At 72.2% G+C, this 14,892-nt stretch carries 15 protein-coding genes; 8 read left to right on the top strand and 7 right to left on the bottom strand.

Features of this window, described 5'->3' with window-relative positions; translation table 11 throughout:
* Window positions 1–131 precede the first annotated feature (131 nt).
* Window positions 132–2,216 (bottom strand): trypsin-like peptidase domain-containing protein, encoded by a 2,085-nt coding sequence (locus tag DXZ73_RS28325; RefSeq protein ID WP_162890360.1) that lies wholly within the window; start codon window positions 2,214–2,216, stop codon window positions 132–134.
* 32 nt (window positions 2,217–2,248) lie between these two features.
* On the bottom strand, window positions 2,249–2,659 hold the full coding sequence (locus DXZ73_RS38400) for a CU044_2847 family protein (protein WP_162890359.1): 411 nt from the start codon (window positions 2,657–2,659) through the stop codon (window positions 2,249–2,251).
* Between the two features lie 181 nt (window positions 2,660–2,840).
* Between DXZ73_RS38400 and DXZ73_RS28320 the strand changes: the two genes are divergently transcribed.
* Entirely contained in the window at window positions 2,841–3,023 is a 183-nt protein-coding gene (locus DXZ73_RS28320; protein ID WP_116213854.1) for a DUF6104 family protein, read from the top strand.
* 52 nt (window positions 3,024–3,075) lie between these two features.
* On the opposite strand, the gene DXZ73_RS28315 is transcribed toward DXZ73_RS28320, so the two are convergent.
* Window positions 3,076–3,888, bottom strand: coding sequence for a hypothetical protein (locus tag DXZ73_RS28315; RefSeq protein ID WP_116213853.1), 813 nt, complete (start codon window positions 3,886–3,888; stop codon window positions 3,076–3,078).
* A gap of 141 nt (window positions 3,889–4,029) precedes the next feature.
* Here DXZ73_RS28315 and DXZ73_RS28310 point away from each other — a divergent pair, with 141 nt between their 5' ends.
* Together DXZ73_RS28310 and DXZ73_RS28305 are read left to right on the top strand one after the other, a co-directional pair.
* Window positions 4,030–4,893 (top strand): DUF4097 family beta strand repeat-containing protein, encoded by an 864-nt coding sequence (locus tag DXZ73_RS28310; protein ID WP_116213852.1) that lies wholly within the window; start codon window positions 4,030–4,032, stop codon window positions 4,891–4,893.
* Window positions 4,893–5,834 (top strand): helix-turn-helix transcriptional regulator, encoded by a 942-nt coding sequence (locus DXZ73_RS28305; RefSeq protein ID WP_116213851.1) that lies wholly within the window; start codon window positions 4,893–4,895, stop codon window positions 5,832–5,834. The genes DXZ73_RS28310 and DXZ73_RS28305 overlap by 1 nt, the downstream gene beginning before the upstream one ends.
* 382 nt (window positions 5,835–6,216) lie before the next feature.
* Here the strand turns inward: DXZ73_RS28305 and DXZ73_RS28300 are convergent, their stop codons facing one another.
* The 3 genes from DXZ73_RS28300 to DXZ73_RS28290 form a co-directional block, all read right to left on the bottom strand.
* Window positions 6,217–7,383, bottom strand: coding sequence for a cellulase family glycosylhydrolase (locus DXZ73_RS28300; RefSeq protein ID WP_116213850.1), 1,167 nt, complete (start codon window positions 7,381–7,383; stop codon window positions 6,217–6,219).
* 16 nt (window positions 7,384–7,399) lie between these two features.
* A complete protein-coding gene (locus tag DXZ73_RS28295; RefSeq protein ID WP_116213849.1) occupies window positions 7,400–8,362 on the bottom strand; it encodes a zinc-binding dehydrogenase in 963 nt (320 codons plus the stop codon).
* A gap of 236 nt (window positions 8,363–8,598) precedes the next feature.
* Window positions 8,599–9,810: an NAD(P)-dependent malic enzyme gene (locus tag DXZ73_RS28290; protein WP_116213848.1), complete on the bottom strand. Its 1,212-nt coding sequence runs from the start codon at window positions 9,808–9,810 to the stop codon at window positions 8,599–8,601.
* 503 nt (window positions 9,811–10,313) lie between these two features.
* Between DXZ73_RS28290 and DXZ73_RS28285 the strand changes: the two genes are divergently transcribed.
* From DXZ73_RS28285 to DXZ73_RS28270, 4 genes are all read left to right on the top strand, one after another.
* Entirely contained in the window at window positions 10,314–11,276 is a 963-nt protein-coding gene (locus DXZ73_RS28285; protein WP_116213847.1) for an ABC transporter substrate-binding protein, read from the top strand.
* Window positions 11,277–11,419: 143 nt separating this feature from the next.
* Window positions 11,420–12,370, top strand: a complete 951-nt coding sequence (locus DXZ73_RS28280; RefSeq protein WP_116213846.1) for an amino acid ABC transporter permease — start codon at window positions 11,420–11,422, stop codon at window positions 12,368–12,370.
* Window positions 12,367–13,128 (top strand): amino acid ABC transporter ATP-binding protein, encoded by a 762-nt coding sequence (locus DXZ73_RS28275; protein WP_116213845.1) that lies wholly within the window; start codon window positions 12,367–12,369, stop codon window positions 13,126–13,128. Before DXZ73_RS28280 ends, DXZ73_RS28275 begins: the two co-directional genes overlap by 4 nt.
* A 165-nt stretch (window positions 13,129–13,293) precedes the next feature.
* Window positions 13,294–13,932 carry a CGNR zinc finger domain-containing protein gene (locus DXZ73_RS28270; RefSeq protein ID WP_116213844.1) on the top strand — a complete coding sequence of 213 codons (639 nt, stop codon included), beginning with the start codon at window positions 13,294–13,296 and terminating at the stop codon, window positions 13,930–13,932.
* Here DXZ73_RS28270 and sodX read toward each other — a convergent pair.
* A complete protein-coding gene (gene sodX / locus DXZ73_RS28265) occupies window positions 13,827–14,288 on the bottom strand; it encodes a nickel-type superoxide dismutase maturation protease (RefSeq protein ID WP_205519251.1) in 462 nt (153 codons plus the stop codon). The genes DXZ73_RS28270 and sodX overlap by 106 nt on opposite strands.
* A gap of 159 nt (window positions 14,289–14,447) precedes the next feature.
* Here sodX and sodN point away from each other — a divergent pair, with 159 nt between their 5' ends.
* Window positions 14,448–14,843, top strand: a complete 396-nt coding sequence (sodN, locus tag DXZ73_RS28260) for a superoxide dismutase, Ni (protein ID WP_116213843.1) — start codon at window positions 14,448–14,450, stop codon at window positions 14,841–14,843.
* The last annotated feature ends 49 nt before the right edge of the window (window positions 14,844–14,892 follow it).

Here is a 14,892-nt window from a genome sequence, read left to right as displayed (position 1 = left end):
TGGTGGTGTCACCCTGCGGCCTGCTGTGCCGGGTGCCCCGCCGGGCCCCGGTCCCCGCTCGAAGGTACCGTCACGGCGCCGGGCCGCCGGGGCCCGGCACGGTCTCCTGTCACGCACTTGACGCCCCGTCATCATGGACCCCCGGGCCGGGGGCCGGGTGCGTACAGCGGGAGGTCGGGCAGCGGCGGGCGGTCCGGCGAGTCGAAGAGCAGGGCAATCGACCGCGCCCAGAGGACCTCGGGGTCGGGGTACTCGGGGTCGCCGCTGCGGATGCGCAGGCTGCGGATGCGCCGGTGGAGTCCGTCCGCGGTCTTGGCCTCGCACACGAGTTCAGCCACCTGCCGGTGAAATTCGGCGCAATCCGTATGCCCGGTGGCGCATCTGCGCCAGATCACGACCGCGTGTCCGGCGGCCAGCGCGGCCTCCATCGCGGCGGCCCCCGGTCCGGCCGCGACCGGCCCGCAGTAGACGGGCACGGCGCCGTCCTCGGCGCCGGACAGCCGGTCGTAGATGACGTGGCCGCTCTCCCGCCCCGGCCCGTCGTGCCCCCGCAGCTGTGCCTCGCGACGCAGCGGCACGGCGGTCAGCGGGCCGCGCGCGGCGCCGCTCCAGCGGCGCCGCCACTCGGGGATCGCGGGGTGGTCGCGCCGCCGCCGGTCGCGCAGCACGACGACGCGGCGCTGGCCCAGCGGCAGGGTGTCGGGGTCCAGGAAGGCCCCGGGGGCGCCGGGCGGGGAGAGCCGCCAGGAGTCCAGGGGCTCGTCCAGGAGTTCGCGCGGCACGACGACCTCGACGGCGGCCAGGTGCTCGCCCACGTCGCCCTGGCGCACGGCCTCGGCGATCGGCTCGCGCAGGGCCTCGCGCAACTGCGCCCGGGGGACGCCCTGTTCGTCGCCGCGCAGCGTGACGAGGTCGTCCTCGCGGAGCAGCTTGACGCGCCAGGGGTAGCTGTCGCCGTAGAGGAGGGGGTCTATCTCCACGAGCACGTCGGCGCGGGCGCGGGCGTCCGGCACGTCCGGCTCGACCTTGCGGCGCTCGGGCTTGCGCAGCTCGACGGTGCCGGGCGCCGGGTGCTCGCGCGGCTCCCGCGGGTCGGTGGCGCCGCCGTGCAGGATCTGGCCGATCTCCTCCCGTATGACGGGCTGGATCGGCTCCTCGCGCCCGGTCAGCCAGCCGCTCAGCTCACGCAGCGGCGTCTCGTCGTCCGGCCGCCCGGCGCGGCTGACGGCGGCGGCGACGCGCGCCGCGTAGAGCAGCACGGCCTCCAGCTCCAGATCCCGCTCGGGCGCGCGCCCTTCGTCGTCCCGGAGGTCGTAGAGCAGGCCCACGCCCTCCCGCCAGGTGCGCGGGTCGTGCTCGATGCCGGGCTGGTAAGGGGCCTGGATCATCCGGCGCTTGACCTCGTCGACGAGCGTCATGACCTCGCCGGGCGTGCCGGGCGGCGACAGCTCGGCGAGCCGGGCGAACAGGTGCGTGCGCAGGACCGGCGTGAAGCCGCCCGACCCGGCGGGCCGCAGGGCGTGCTGGAAGCCGGTCCAGCTGCCGCCCGTACCGACCGTGCGGTAGCGCCGCAGGTGGTGCAGGTCGTGGGCGCGGATCAGCGCGTGCAGCCGGTCCCGGCCGGGCCGTTCGTTGGCCATCCGGCGCAGCGCGGTGACGGGGACCGCGAGCCCGGCGGTGTCCTGGCCGCGCCCCTTGCACACCCCGACGACGGCGCCGCGCGCCACGTCGACGACGGGCCCGCCCGAGCATCCGGCGACGGGTATCTCGCCCCGCAGGAGCATGGCGCTGCCCTCGGGCCCGTCGGTGCCGCTGGCCGTGCCGACGCCGGAGCGCAGGGCCAGGTCGCCGGTCTCCGTCGACCAGCCGTGCAGGCTGATCCGGGCGGGCACGACGGCCGAACGGTCGCTGAGCCACAGGCACTCGGCGTCCTCGCCGCCGTCCACCTCGACCAGGGCCAGGTCGGGCAGCTTCCAGCTGCGGGGCGGGCGGTCGGGGTCGTCGGGCGGCGGCAGCACGAGGGCGACGCGGCCCTCGGTGGTGCGCTCGCGCGAGTCGGTGATGTCGATGGCCGCAGCGCCGCTCAGCACGTCACCACCCCCGTTCCCCACCACATGGGCGCAGGTAAGCACCCACCCGGGGGCGATGAAGAACCCGCTGCCCCAGAACCGGGCGCCGCTCGGGTCATACCCGCCGCCCGGCGCGGAAATGCGCACGACGGACCGGCGTACGGTCCCGTCCAGGGCGCTCAAGGAGCGCTGGGGGTAGCGGGCGGCTCCGCGGTCGCGGGCGGTGGCTCCCCGCGCTCCGACCAGGTGAGCGAGACGGTGATCGACGCCTTGCCCTCCCCGTCGGCGAGGAGGCTGATGACGTGGCCCGCCTTCGCGGACAGCTCGATGCCGAACTCGACCGTGACCTCCTGCGGCGCGACCGCCGCGAGCGCCGGGCGCAGGGAGCCGACGACGCCCCGTACGACATCGGTCAGCCCGCCCGCGAGCCCCGCGACGCGCCGGGCGGCGCCCCCGGCGCTGGAGTCCTCGTACCCCCCGGCGTATCCCCCGGCGCGGTCGCCTGGCCGGTCCAGTTCCTGTGCCTCGCTGATCCGCGCCCAGACGACCGTGCCGTCGTCCAGGCGGACCTGAGTGATCCCGTCGGACACGCGCCACCCCCGATCCCCGCGTCGTGTTGCAGCAGGCTAGCCCTCGGGCGGGACGGGCGCGAGAGGCCGTGGCCAAGGCCCCGCCTATCCTGGGCAGGAATGCAGTTATGCCCCTGGCAGGCGCCGGGCACTCCTGCTGTCGACCTCTTGTTGACCCCGACTATCCCTGACGGAGAGCACGTTGTACTTCACCGACCGCGGCATCGAGGAGCTCGAGAACCGGCGTGGCGAGGAGGAGGTCTCCCTCGGCTGGGTCGCCGAGCGCCTCCGCGAGTTCGTCGACCTCAACCCGGACTTCGAGGTCCCGGTGGAGCGCCTGGCGACGTGGCTGGCCCGCCTGGACGACGAGGACGACGACCTGTAGGGCCGTCCCGTCGGTGACCGGGGCCCGGGGCGGGGCCCCGGGACCCCGCGGCTCAGACCCGCTCGCGCCACCAGTCGTACGCGAGCGTGAGCGCCCCGTCCAGGGCCAGCACCCCGCCCGCCGTCGCCCAGCCGCGGCGCCCGGACCGGCGCCCCCAGCAGGCCAGCGACAGCCCCGCCACCAGCTCCGTGGCGCCGAGCGCCCGCGCCCGGGGCCCGCGCGTCCACGTCCCGAAGAACCCGCGCTCGGCCGCGTCGAGCCCGGACCGCACCGCCTCCCGCCACCCCGGCCAGTCGACCGCCTCCGCGACGGGGGCCGCGGCCGCGCGCAGCCGGGCGGCGCTCGCCCCCGGCGCGAGGCCGGACGGCAGCGTGAGGCCCGTACGGGAGAGCACCGCGATCAGGCCGAGCACCCGCGCGGCGGCGTCCGCGTCGGAGTCGGGCCGGGTGAGCTCGTCGAGCGCGGCCCCGTCGAGCACCGGGTCGAGGCCGACCCGGGCGCGCAGGGAGGCCATGGCGCTCTCCTCGCCGATCGGGGTGCCGTCGGCGGCCCAGGTGTAGCCGACCGTACGGCGGAAGCCCGCCGCCACCACGAAGCCCGCGTCGCCCGCGTCCCACCACAGCCCGACCACCGGCCAGGTCTCGGCCACGGCCAGCGCGTGCGCCCAGCCCGCCGCGGCGGCGGCCGGGTCGGTGTCCTCGGAGCGCCAGGAGTCCTCGCCGGGGATCAGCGCGCTCCAGCCTTCGCCCGCGGGGGCGAGGAGCAGTGGTTCGTTCAGGAGCTGCGCGGAGGGACGGACGCGGTCGGGCTCGGCCCGGCAGAGCAGCAGAACCCCGGCCGCGCGGCTGTGATCAGTTGCGGACATGCGACAACGCTATGCCACGGGGAAGGCACTTGACTTCACGAGACCGCGATATATCGTGTTTATCAGAGACGCGATAGGTTGCGTTCAGCTCCGTGTCGCGACAGTCGCGACGGTCGAGTCATGACATCAAGGAGGCCCGGCATGCCGGCCCAGTCGAAGTGGTCACTGTCCACGCCGCGGAAAGTCACCTTCGAGGAGCCGGTCACGGCTCTCGCCGTCCGGATCATCGGCGGCACGGTCAATGTCGTGGGCGACGCCACCGGGCCCGCCCGGCTGGAGCTCTCCGAGATCGACGGCCCGCCGCTGATCGTCACCCTCGACGGAGGCACCCTCACCGTCGCCTATGACGACCTCCCCTGGAGGAAGTGGCTCTCCCGCGGGATCTGGGGGCGCACCGCCACCGTCACCCTCACCGTGCCGACCGGCACCGACGTCGAGGTCGGCGTCGCCGGGGCGAGCGCCGTCGTCTCCAACGTCACCGGGCGCACGGCCGTCCGCGGAGTCAGCGGCGACGTCACCCTCGTCGGCATCACGGGACCGGTCCAGGCCGAGACCGTCTCCGGGCGGCTGGAGGCCCAAGGGATAGGCGGCGACCTGCACTTCAAGTCCGTCTCCGGCGACCTCACCCTCGTCGAGAGCTCGGGCGGCACGGTCAGGGCCGACTCCATCAGCGGCAATGTGGTCGTCGACCTCTCCCCCGCCGCCCCCGGCCCGTCCCTCGCGCTCGGCACCGTCTCAGGCGACGTCGCCATCCGCCTCCCGAACACCGCGGACGCCGAGGTGGACGCCAACACCACCAGCGGCGCGCTCTCCTGCGGCTTCGAGGAGCTGCACGTCAGCAGCCAGTTCGGTGCCAAGAGGATCACCGGCAGGCTCGGCGCGGGCCGCGGCAGCCTCAAGGTCACCAGCGTCTCCGGCGCGGTCGCGCTGCTGCGCCGCCCGGAGACCGACGACTGGACCCGGGCCGACCCCACCGACAGCACCCCCCAGGGAAAGGTCCTCTGATGCCCCCCGTCTTCGCCCACGGCAGGCTGCGGCTCTATCTGCTCAAGCTCCTCGACGAGTCGCCCCGCCACGGCTACGAGATCATCCGGCTGCTGGAGGAGCGCTTCCAGGGGCTGTACGCGCCCTCGGCCGGCACCGTCTACCCGCGCCTCGCCAAGCTGGAGGCCGAGGGCCTGGTCACCCACTCCACCGAGGGCGGCCGCAAGGTCTACTCCCTCACCCCCTCCGGCCGGGCCGAACTCGCCGACCGCCAGGGCGAGCTGGCCGAGCTGGAGCTCGACATCCGCGAGTCCGTCTCCACGCTCGCCGCCGACATCCGCGAGGACGTCCGCGGCGCGGCGGGCGACCTGCGGCGCGAGATGCTCGAAGCGGCCCGCCGCAGCCGCACCACCGGCAAGGAACCCGTCGATTTCCTCGGCGGCGCGTTCGGCGACAGCGAGGCGTGGCGACAGGCCAAGGAGGAGTTCCGGCACGCGAAGGAGGAGTGGAAGGAGCAGGCCCGCCGGGCGAAGGAGGAGAGCCGCCGCGCCCGCCAGGACGCGCAGCAGGCCCGCCGCCAGGCGAAGCAGGCGCAGGACCACGCGCGCGAGGAGGTCCGCCGCATCTCCCAGCGCGTGCAGGAGGAGGTCCAGGAGCACGTCCGCCACGGCGACTGGCCCAAGGGCATCGCCGAGGGCATCACCGCCCTCACCCAGGAACTGGGCAACCTCGCCGGGGGCCGGCCGGTGCCACCCGCGCCTCCGGAGTGGGCGACGTCCTCCGACGCGCTCTCCAAGGACCCGGCGCGCGATCTGGACCGCCTGCTGGACCGCTTCCGCGACGACATCCGCGACGCGGCGCGCGATCATGGTGTGACGGTGGATCAACTGGCGGCTTCCCGCGAGGCCTTGGCGGAGGCGGCGGCGCGCATCACGTCGATCCTGACCCCACCGCGGTCCTGACGGACGGTCTCCTTCCCCAACCCCGCCCCTTCCGGCTGTATCCGATATGCGGCTCCGCCCCCAGACCCCCAGGGGTGCGCAAACTCAGCCCGTCCGGCGTTTGAGGACGCGCCCGCAGGGCGCTCCGCCGCAGGCGCAATGGACCCGCGGTTGGGGGTCTGGGGCACGCGCCCCAGTTTCGGGAAGGGGCGGGGCTGGGGAACAAGCCCGCCGGGCCGCACCCGAGCACGGGTCCGGGGCGGAGCCCCGGCCGCGGCGGAGCCGCGCATCAGATTGGGGGCACCTCCCAGCGGTAGCTGGGGGAGGGAAGGGGCGGGGCTGGGGAAACAAACCCACCGGGCCGCACCCGAGCGAGGGTCAGGGGCGGAGCCCCCCGGCAGGGTCACCCCGGGCGATTCGCCGGCGCCACCACACGCGGCCAAGACAGCCGCTCCTTGTTGGGCCTGAAGCGACCCGCCTCGTCGACCGCGCAGTAGCCGCCCCCGTAGCACCACGTATAGCCCGCCCAGCCGGACGCGTAGCGCGCGAGGGACGCCAGGGCGTCGTCGTAGAAGCGGCGCATGTTCGGGAGGGAGGAGTCGGGCGGGCCCCACTCGCCGATCACTACGGGGACGCGCTGTTCGCGCGGGTAGCGGGTCACCGCTGACTCGTACGCCTCGATCCAGCGGGCGGCCGGGTCGTAGTCCCGCCCGGCTTCCATGGCGGTGTTGTAGAAGTGCGGGGCGTAGACGACCTTCGGGTCGTGGATGCGGCCGAGGCCGGTGGGGACGGCCTCGCCGACGACGGGGGTCGGTTCCACGAAGAGGTGGTGGCGCCGGTCGGCGCGGCGGACCGCCGCCGCGAGGCGGTTGTACATCGGGGTCAGCTGGTCCCGTTCGATGCGGCGGGCCGCGGCCGGCGGGTCCTCGCCGGAACGGAGCCTGCCCATCGGCTCGTTGATCAGGTCGTAGCCGAACACGGCCGGGTGCCGGCCGAGCCGTCCGGCGAGGAGCTCCCACATCCTCGCCTGGGCGCCGCGCAGGTCCGCGTCCTCGTAGAGGTGCTCGAAGGCGGCCTGCACGGCGGGCTCGTAGTATTCGGCGAACCAGTCGTCCGGGTGCGGCACATAGGCCAGCCCGTCGGTGCGCGTGGCCCACTCGGGGATGCCCCGGTGGCCGCCGAAGGCGGGCCCGAAGACGTCCTGGTGGGCGTCGATCACCACCCGGAAGCGGTAGCGGTGCGCCCAGTCCAGGATGTGTTCGATCCGGCGGAGATAGCGCTCGCTGTACTGCCCGGGCCGTGGCTCCAGGTCGTCCCAGAAGACCAGCAGCCGCGCCAGGCCGAACCCGGCGCGGGCCATGTCGCGGAAGTGCCGTTCGGTGACGCCGGTGAGGGCGTCGGCGCCGCGGTGGGTCTTGTCCTCGACGTTCCAGCCGCGCAGGTCCAGAACCCGCCCGCGCCCGTCGGTGAGGCGCGGGACGGACCCGTCCGTACGGGCCAGGGCGCTGCCCGGCGCGAGGAGCGCCGCCACCGCGGCGAGCACGGTCACCACCGCCCGCAGCCTGCGCACGGCACTCCCCCATGGGCTAGACGGTCAGGACCACCTTGCCGAACAGGTCACCGCCGGCCATCTTCTCGAAGCCCTCCCGCGCCCGGTCAAGGGGCAGGACGGAGTCGATCACCGGCCGTACGCCCGTCGCCGCGCAGAAGCTCAGCAGACCGGCCAGCTCCTCCTTGCTGCCCATGGTCGAGCCGACGACCTTCAGCTCCAGGAAGAAGATGCGGTTGAGCTCCGCCGACGCCGGGCTCTGGCCGCTGGTGGCGCCGGAGATGACGAGCGTCCCGCCGGGCTTGAGGGACTTGACGGAGTGTGACCAGGTGGCGGCGCCCACCGTCTCGATGACGGCGTCGACGCGGTGCGGCAGCCGGGCCCCCGGCTCGTACGCGCCCTCCGCGCCCAGCTCCACGGCGCGCCGCCGCTTGGCCTCGTCGCGGCTGGTGGCGAAGACCCGCAGTCCGGCCGCGGCCCCGAGCGCGATCGCCGCGGTGGCCACGCCGCCGCCCGCGCCCTGGACGAGGACGCTGTCGCCGGGGCGCACGTCCGCGTTGGTGAAGAGCATGCGGTACGCGGTCAGCCAGGCGGTCGGCAGGCAGGCGGCCTCCTCGAAGGAGAGCTCCTTCGGCTTCGGCAGGACGTTCCACGCGGGGACGGCCACGCGCTCGGCGAAGGTGCCCTGGTAGCGCTCGGTGAGGATGGAGCGCGACTCGCGCGGGCCAACGCCGTGGCCGGTCTGGCCGATGACGGAGTGGACGACGACCTCGTTGCCGTCCTCGTCGAGTCCGGCGGCGTCGCAGCCGAGGATCATCGGCAGCGCTTCCTCGCCGAGGCCGACGCCGCGCAGCGACCACAGGTCGTGGTGGTTGAGCGACGCGGCCTTGACGTTGACAACGGTCCAGCCGGGCGGAGCCTGGGGTTCCGGGCGTTCGCCCAACTCCAGTCCGTCGAGCGGCTGATCACGGTCGATGCGGGCGGCGTAGGCGGCGAACATGGTCCGAACCTAGCGCCGGGGGTAGGCCCGGTGGAACCACGCGGCGCTGTGACGCGCGTCGCCGCGCTTTTTCCCCACCCCGGACGAGCTGGATTTCGCGGACCGTAACCAGCGAAATCAGCCCGTCCGGCGTTTGAGGACGCTCCCCCAGACTCCGTCCGGGGGGACCCCCAAGGGCGCTCCCGCCGCAGGCGGCAACAAACCCGCACCCGGAAGCGCACCCGCACCCAGCGGAATCAGCGCCGCGCCACACCCTCCGCGCGGGCCGCCGCGGCCACAGCGGCTGTCACCGCGGGAGCGACGCGTTCGTCGAACGGCGACGGGATCACGCACTCGGCGCTCAGCTCGTCGGCGACCACGGCGGCGAGCGCCTCGGCCGCGGCGAGCTTCATGCCCTCGGTGATCCGCGAGGCCCGCACCTGGAGGGCGCCGGCGAAGATGCCGGGGAAGGCGAGGACGTTGTTGATCTGGTTGGGGTAGTCGCTGCGCCCGGTGGCGACGACGGCCGCGTACTTGTGGGCGACGTCCGGGTGGATCTCCGGGGTCGGGTTGGCCATGGCGAAGATCAGCGCGTCGGCGGCCATGGTGGCGACGGCCGACTCCGGGACCGTACCGCCGGAGACGCCGATGAAGACGTCCGCGCCCTTCAGCGCCGACTCCAGCGGGCCAAAGAGCCCGGCCTTGTTGGTGAAGCCGGCGAGTTCGCGCTTGACCGGGTTGAGGTCGTCGCGGTCCGCCGAGACGATGCCCTTGCGGTCGCAGACGGCGACGTCGCCGATGCCCGCCTCCACCAGGATCTTGGCGATGGCCACCCCGGCCGCGCCCGCGCCCGAGATGACGGCGCGCAGCCGGCCGAGCGGGCGGCCGGTGAGCTTGGCGGCGTTGCGCAGCGCGGCGAGGGTGACGACGGCGGTGCCGTGCTGGTCGTCGTGGAAGACCGGGATGTCCACGCGCTCCTGGAGCTTGCGCTCGACCTCGAAGCAGCGCGGCGCGGAGATGTCCTCCAGGTTGACGCCGCCGAAGGAGGGCGCGAGGCGGGCGACGGTCTCGACGATCTCGTCGACCTCCCGGCAGTCGAGCGCGATCGGCACCGCGTCCACGCCGCCGAACTGCTTGAAGAGGATCGCCTTGCCCTCCATCACGGGCAGGGACGCCTCCGGCCCGATGTCCCCGAGCCCGAGCACCGCGCTGCCGTCCGTCACGACCGCGACGACCTGGGACTTCCAGGTGTAGTCGTGGACGAGCTCGGGCTGTTCGGCGATGGCGCTGCACACCTTGGCGACGCCTGGTGTGTAGGCGAGGGACAGGTCGTCCCGGTCGCGCACGGGCACGGTCGCCTGGATGGCCATCTTGCCACCGCGGTGCAGCGCGAAGGCCGGATCGAAGAGCTCGTCGCGAGCTTCGTCCGCACCGTGGGCGCCGCGAGGATTCACAATCTCCGCTGCCACTTCATTGACCCCTTTGTCGAATTAGCTGTCGAGGGTAGCCGCCCGAGGTTGCGGACCGCCGGGCGCACCGCACATACGCCCTGAGCCCCGGGTCCGGGGGGTTGTAGCAGGTCTTTCTACCGGATGAGCGCTACGGCCGCCGAGTGAGTTCCCGGACGCCGCGGGTCATGGCATCGCCACAAGCACGTCGAAAGCGTGTCGACTGGTGCCGGAAGTCCATGGAGTGAGACAAGAGGTGCGTGAGATAGGTCTCGCACCGGAGAGGCACACCGAAGTCCGGTAGTACGAACCGACCTGGTACCGCACGGGGATCGCCCGTTATCCGATTTTGACATAGCTAGCCCCCCGAACGGTGCAGTCCAGATGGCAAGATGCCCAAATCACACGAGGTCGCGAACACCCATGGTGTGTGCTTGCGGCCCCGTATGTCCCCCCCGTGTTCCCACGCAGTGACCCCAGTGTTTAACAGTCGGCTATCCCCTCACCCGCAGGAGGAACCAGCAATGACCGCAAGCACCACCCCCCGCCCGGCTGCCGCCAGGAGTCGTTTGGCCGCCGCCGGCGCGATCGCGGTCGCCGGCGCCCTGCTGCTGACCGGCTGCGGCGACCAGCGGAACAAGCACGGCGGCGGGTCCGAGACCGCCTCGGGCTCCACGGCCCCGCTCTTCGCCAAGCTCCCCAAGGACATCCAGGACTCCAAGGTCATCAAGGTCGGCTCCGACATCGCCTATCCGCCGGTGGAGTTCAAGAAGGACGGCAAGACGGTCGGGATCGACCCCGATATCGCCGATGCCCTGGGCAAGGAACTCGGCGTGAAGTTCGAGTTCGACAACGGCACCTTCGACGCCCTGCTGACGGGTCTGCGCTCCAAGCGCTACAACATCGCGATGTCCGCGATGACCGACTCCAAGGACCGGCAGAACGGTGTCGACCCGAAGACGGGCAAGAAGGTGACCGAGGGCGTCGACTTCGTCGACTATTTCACCGCCGGTGTCTCGATCTACACCAAGAAGGGCGACACCAAGGGCATCAAGACCTGGGACGACCTCTGCGGCAAGAAGATCGCCGTGCAGCGCGGCACCGTCTCCCACGACCTGGCGAAGTCCGAGTCCGACAAGTGCGACAAGGCCGGCAAGGGCAGCATCGGCATCGAGGCGTTCGACACCGACGTGGAGGCGCAGACCCGGCTGAAGGCCGGTGGCGTCGACGCCGTGTCCAGCGACTTCCCGGTCGCCGCCTACGCGGTGAAGACCGCGGGCGGCGGCAACGACTTCGAGACGGTCGGCGACCAGGTGCAGGCCGCGCCCTACGGCATCGCCGTCCCCAAGGGCGACGCCCAGCTGCGGGACGCCCTGCAGGCCGCCCTTGACGCGATCATCAAGAACGGTGCGTACGAGAAGGTCCTCAAGACCTGGGGTGTCGAGGCCGGCGCGGTCAAGGAAGCCAAGACCAACGGCGGTTCCTGACCCGGCCGCCACGGGCCGTCATCTCCGCGCCGCCGCCCCTCCCCCGGGCGGACGGCTCCCCCCGCCGTACCCGCACGCGCGGCGGACGGCCCGCCCGGCGCCCCCTTTCTTCCCCCGAATACGGACCGCTGAAAGGCCATACCGTGACTGCTGCTCCCGAAAAGACGGGGCCCGCCGACGCCCCGCCCCCCGGCCGTGAGCCGGAGACCATCAAGGCCATTCCCGTACGGCACTACGGGCGGTGGGTCTCCGCCGTCGTGGTGCTGGTGCTGCTCGGGCTGCTGGTCAATGCCTTCGCCAACGCCAAGGTCAACTACCACGCCATCCCTGATTACCTGTTCAACTCGAACGTCCTCACCGGTCTCGGCAAGACAGTCCTGATCTCGGTGCTCGCCATGCTGCTCGGCCTGGTGCTCGGCATCGTGCTGGCGGTGATGCGGCTGTCGAAGAACCCCGTGACCTCTTCGGTCTCCTGGGCCTACATCTGGTTCTTCCGCGGCACCCCGGTCTACGTCCAGCTGCTGCTCTGGTTCAACCTCGCGCTGATCTTCCCGGAGATCAACCTCGGGTTCATCTACCGGGACTACACGAGCTCGTTCATGACCCCCTTCATGGCCGCGCTGCTCGGCCTGGGGCTCAACGAGGCCGCGTACATGTCGGAGATCGTCCGGGCCGGCATCCAGTCCGTCGACGAGGGCCAGACCGAGGCGTCGCACGCGCTCGGCATGAGCCAGGGCAGGACGCTGCGCCGGATCGTGCTGCCGCAGGCGATGCGGGTCATCGTGCCGCCGACCGGCAACGAGTTCATCAACATGCTCAAGACCTCGTCGCTGGCGGCGAGCGCGGCCCAGTACCTGGAGCTGCTGCGCTCCACCTCCGACATCGGCCAGACCACCGGCGCCACGGTCGAGATGCTCTTCCTCGCCGCGACCTGGTACCTGATCCTGACCAGCGTCTTCAGCGTCGGCCAGTTCTATCTGGAGCGGTACTACGCCCGTGGCTCGCTGCGCAGCCTGCCGCTCACCCCCTGGCAGAAGGTCAGGGCCAACCTGGCGATGATCGGCCAGCGCTCCAAGGAAGGCGTCCGCGCATGAACGCGATGGTGAAGGCCGAGGGCGTGCACAAGTCCTTCGGCGCAGCGCACATCCTCAAGGGGATCGACCTGGAGGTCGCCCAGGGTGAGGTGTTCTGTCTGATCGGCCCGTCCGGCTCCGGGAAGTCCACCTTCCTGCGGTGCATCAACCACCTGGAGAAGATCAACGCCGGGCGGCTGTACGTCGACGGCGAGCTGGTGGGCTACCGGCAGAAGGGCGACAAGCTCTACGAGCTCAAGGACAGCGAGGTGGCCCGCAACCGCCGGGACATCGGCATGGTCTTCCAGCGCTTCAACCTCTTCCCCCACATGACGGCGCTCGCCAACGTCATGGAGGCGCCGATCCAGGTGAAGGGCGAGTCCAAGGCGTCGGCCAAGGAGCGGGCCGTGAAGCTGCTGGACCGGGTGGGCCTCGCCGACAAGGCCGGCAACTACCCCTCCCAGCTCTCCGGCGGCCAGCAGCAGCGCGTGGCGATCGCCCGTGCGCTCGCCATGGAGCCGAAGCTGATGCTCTTCGACGAGCCGACCTCGGCCCTCGACCCGGAGCTGGTGGGCGACGTCCTCGACGTCATGCGCGGTCTCGCGGAGGACGGCATGACGATGATCGTCGTCACCCACGAGATGGGCTTCGCCCGGGAGGTCGGCGACGCGCTGGTCTTCATGGACGACGGCGTGGTGGTGGAATCCGGCCACCCTCGCGAGGTGCTCACCAACCCCCGGCACGACCGCACGAAGTCGTTCCTGTCGAAGGTGCTGTAGGGGTCCGCGGGCGGGAAGGGGCGGTGGCACGGGCGAGCCGTGCCACCGCCTCGGCTTTTGCCCCGCGCCGAGTAATACCCTCGATAGAGTGAGGGCTATTACCTTTAGCCGGGCGCCCGGAAAAACGCCTTGAGTCGCCGCTCGCACAAGCCATAAGGACCGAAAGTGGAACTGGCCTATTACTCGGACTATGCCGTGCGGCTGGTCAACACCGAGGAGCCCGCGCGCGGCACCGACTCGCTCACCTCCGTCGAGGCGGTGCGCGAGCTCTTCGGCGCCGGGGCGCAGGCCGCCCGCCGCGCGTCCGACAGCGACGTCACCCGGCTGCGGTCCGTACGGACCCGGCTGCGCGCGGTCTTCGAGGCGGCCGACGCGGGCGAGGAGGTGCGGGCGGTGGACCTGCTCAACGCCCTGCTGATGGAGTTCCCCGTCAGCCCGCAGATCTCCGGCCACGAGTACCGCGACGAGGACGGCCGCCCCAAGTGGCACATGCACATCGCCGATCACGCCGCCAGCGCCAGCGCCTCCTACACGGCCACCGCCTGCATGGGCCTGGCCGTCCACCTCACCGAGCTGGGCGTGGACCGCCTCGGCATCTGCCAGGCCGCCCCCTGCCGCAACGCCTACCTCGACACCTCGACCAACCGCTCGCGCCGCTACTGCTCCGACCGCTGCGCCACCCGCGCCAACGTCGCCGCCTACCGCGCCCGCAAGCGCCTGGAGAGCCGGGCGGCCGCGGGCGCCGCGCGCAGCGGCCGCAGCGCGGACGCCAGCCAGGACAGCAGCGCCCCCGGCGAGCGCTGACCCGCGCCCGGCGGGCGCCGCAGCCGCACCCAGGCGCGGGCCACCACGAACTCCTCGGGCACCGTGCCGAACTCCCGGCTGTCGTTCTCCACCAGCGGGTTGTCCCCCATCACCCACCAGCCGCCCTCGCGCCGCTCGACCACCCGCTTGACGATCAGCAGGTCCTGCCGGAACGGGTGCCGCAGCACCACCACATCACCCGGCCGGACGGCCGCCCCGTACTGCACGACGAGCTGGTCCCCCGGGTTCAGCGTCGGCACCATCGACGGGTTGTAGACCTCGGCCAGCCCGATCCGCAGCAGTCCGCGACGCTCGCGGTCCTGCTCCTGCCCGCGCTCGTCCACTTGCTCCTGCACCTCGGCACCTCCCGGTCCGTTTTTTCCTCCACCAGTCCCGGCAGCAGTTCCAGACTGACACCGGACTTTTGTCCTAAGCCCCCCGGGGCACCCGAGAAAAGCCTTCCCACACCGAGTAATCTCGCACCTGAGAAGACGATCACGAGGAAGGACAGTTTTATGCTCTCCCGCCTGTTCGCCCCCAAGGTGCAGGTCAGCGCGCACTGCGACCTGCCGTGCGGCGTTTATGACCCCGCCCAGGCCCGTATCGAGGCCGAGTCGGTCAAGGCAGTCCAGGAGAAGTACCAGGCCAACGAGGACCCGGACTTCCGCACGCGCGCCCTCATCATCAAGGAACAGCGCGCCGAGCTGGCCAAGCACCACGTCTCGGTGCTGTGGAGCGACTACTTCAAGCCGCCGCACTTCGAGAAGTTCCCCGAGCTGCACCAGCTGGTCAACGACACCCTCAAGGCCCTGAGCGCGGCCAAGGCGTCGAACGACCCGAAGACGGGCGAGAAGGCGCTGGAGCTCATCGCCGAGATCGACCGCATCTTCAAGGAGACGAAGAAGGCCTGACCCGTATCTCACGCGCGGCCGCACCCGGTCCGCGGCTCCGTCGGGAGCC

Origin of the sequence: Streptoverticillium olivoreticuli subsp. olivoreticuli, assembly GCF_003391135.1 — a bacterium.
Lineage (GTDB): Bacteria > Actinomycetota > Actinomycetes > Streptomycetales > Streptomycetaceae > Streptomyces > Streptomyces blastmyceticus.
Note: the sequence above shows the minus strand (reverse complement) of the source record. Positions and strands in the feature narration are given on the sequence as shown.

What these genes read in the sequence shown, in the direction of transcription:
- DXZ73_RS28285 (WP_116213847.1), top strand. Translation starts at nt 10,314, where the DNA reads ATGACCGCAAGCACCACCCCCCGCCCGGCTGCCGCCAGGAGTCGTTTG.
- DXZ73_RS28295 (WP_116213849.1), bottom strand. Translation starts at nt 8,362, where the DNA reads ATGTTCGCCGCCTACGCCGCCCGCATCGACCGTGATCAGCCGCTCGAC.
- DXZ73_RS28310 (WP_116213852.1), top strand. Translation starts at nt 4,030, where the DNA reads ATGCCGGCCCAGTCGAAGTGGTCACTGTCCACGCCGCGGAAAGTCACC.
- DXZ73_RS28305 (WP_116213851.1), top strand. Translation starts at nt 4,893, where the DNA reads ATGCCCCCCGTCTTCGCCCACGGCAGGCTGCGGCTCTATCTGCTCAAG.
- DXZ73_RS28315 (WP_116213853.1), bottom strand. Translation starts at nt 3,888, where the DNA reads ATGTCCGCAACTGATCACAGCCGCGCGGCCGGGGTTCTGCTGCTCTGC.
- DXZ73_RS28275 (WP_116213845.1), top strand. Translation starts at nt 12,367, where the DNA reads ATGAACGCGATGGTGAAGGCCGAGGGCGTGCACAAGTCCTTCGGCGCA.
- sodN (WP_116213843.1), top strand. Translation starts at nt 14,448, where the DNA reads ATGCTCTCCCGCCTGTTCGCCCCCAAGGTGCAGGTCAGCGCGCACTGC.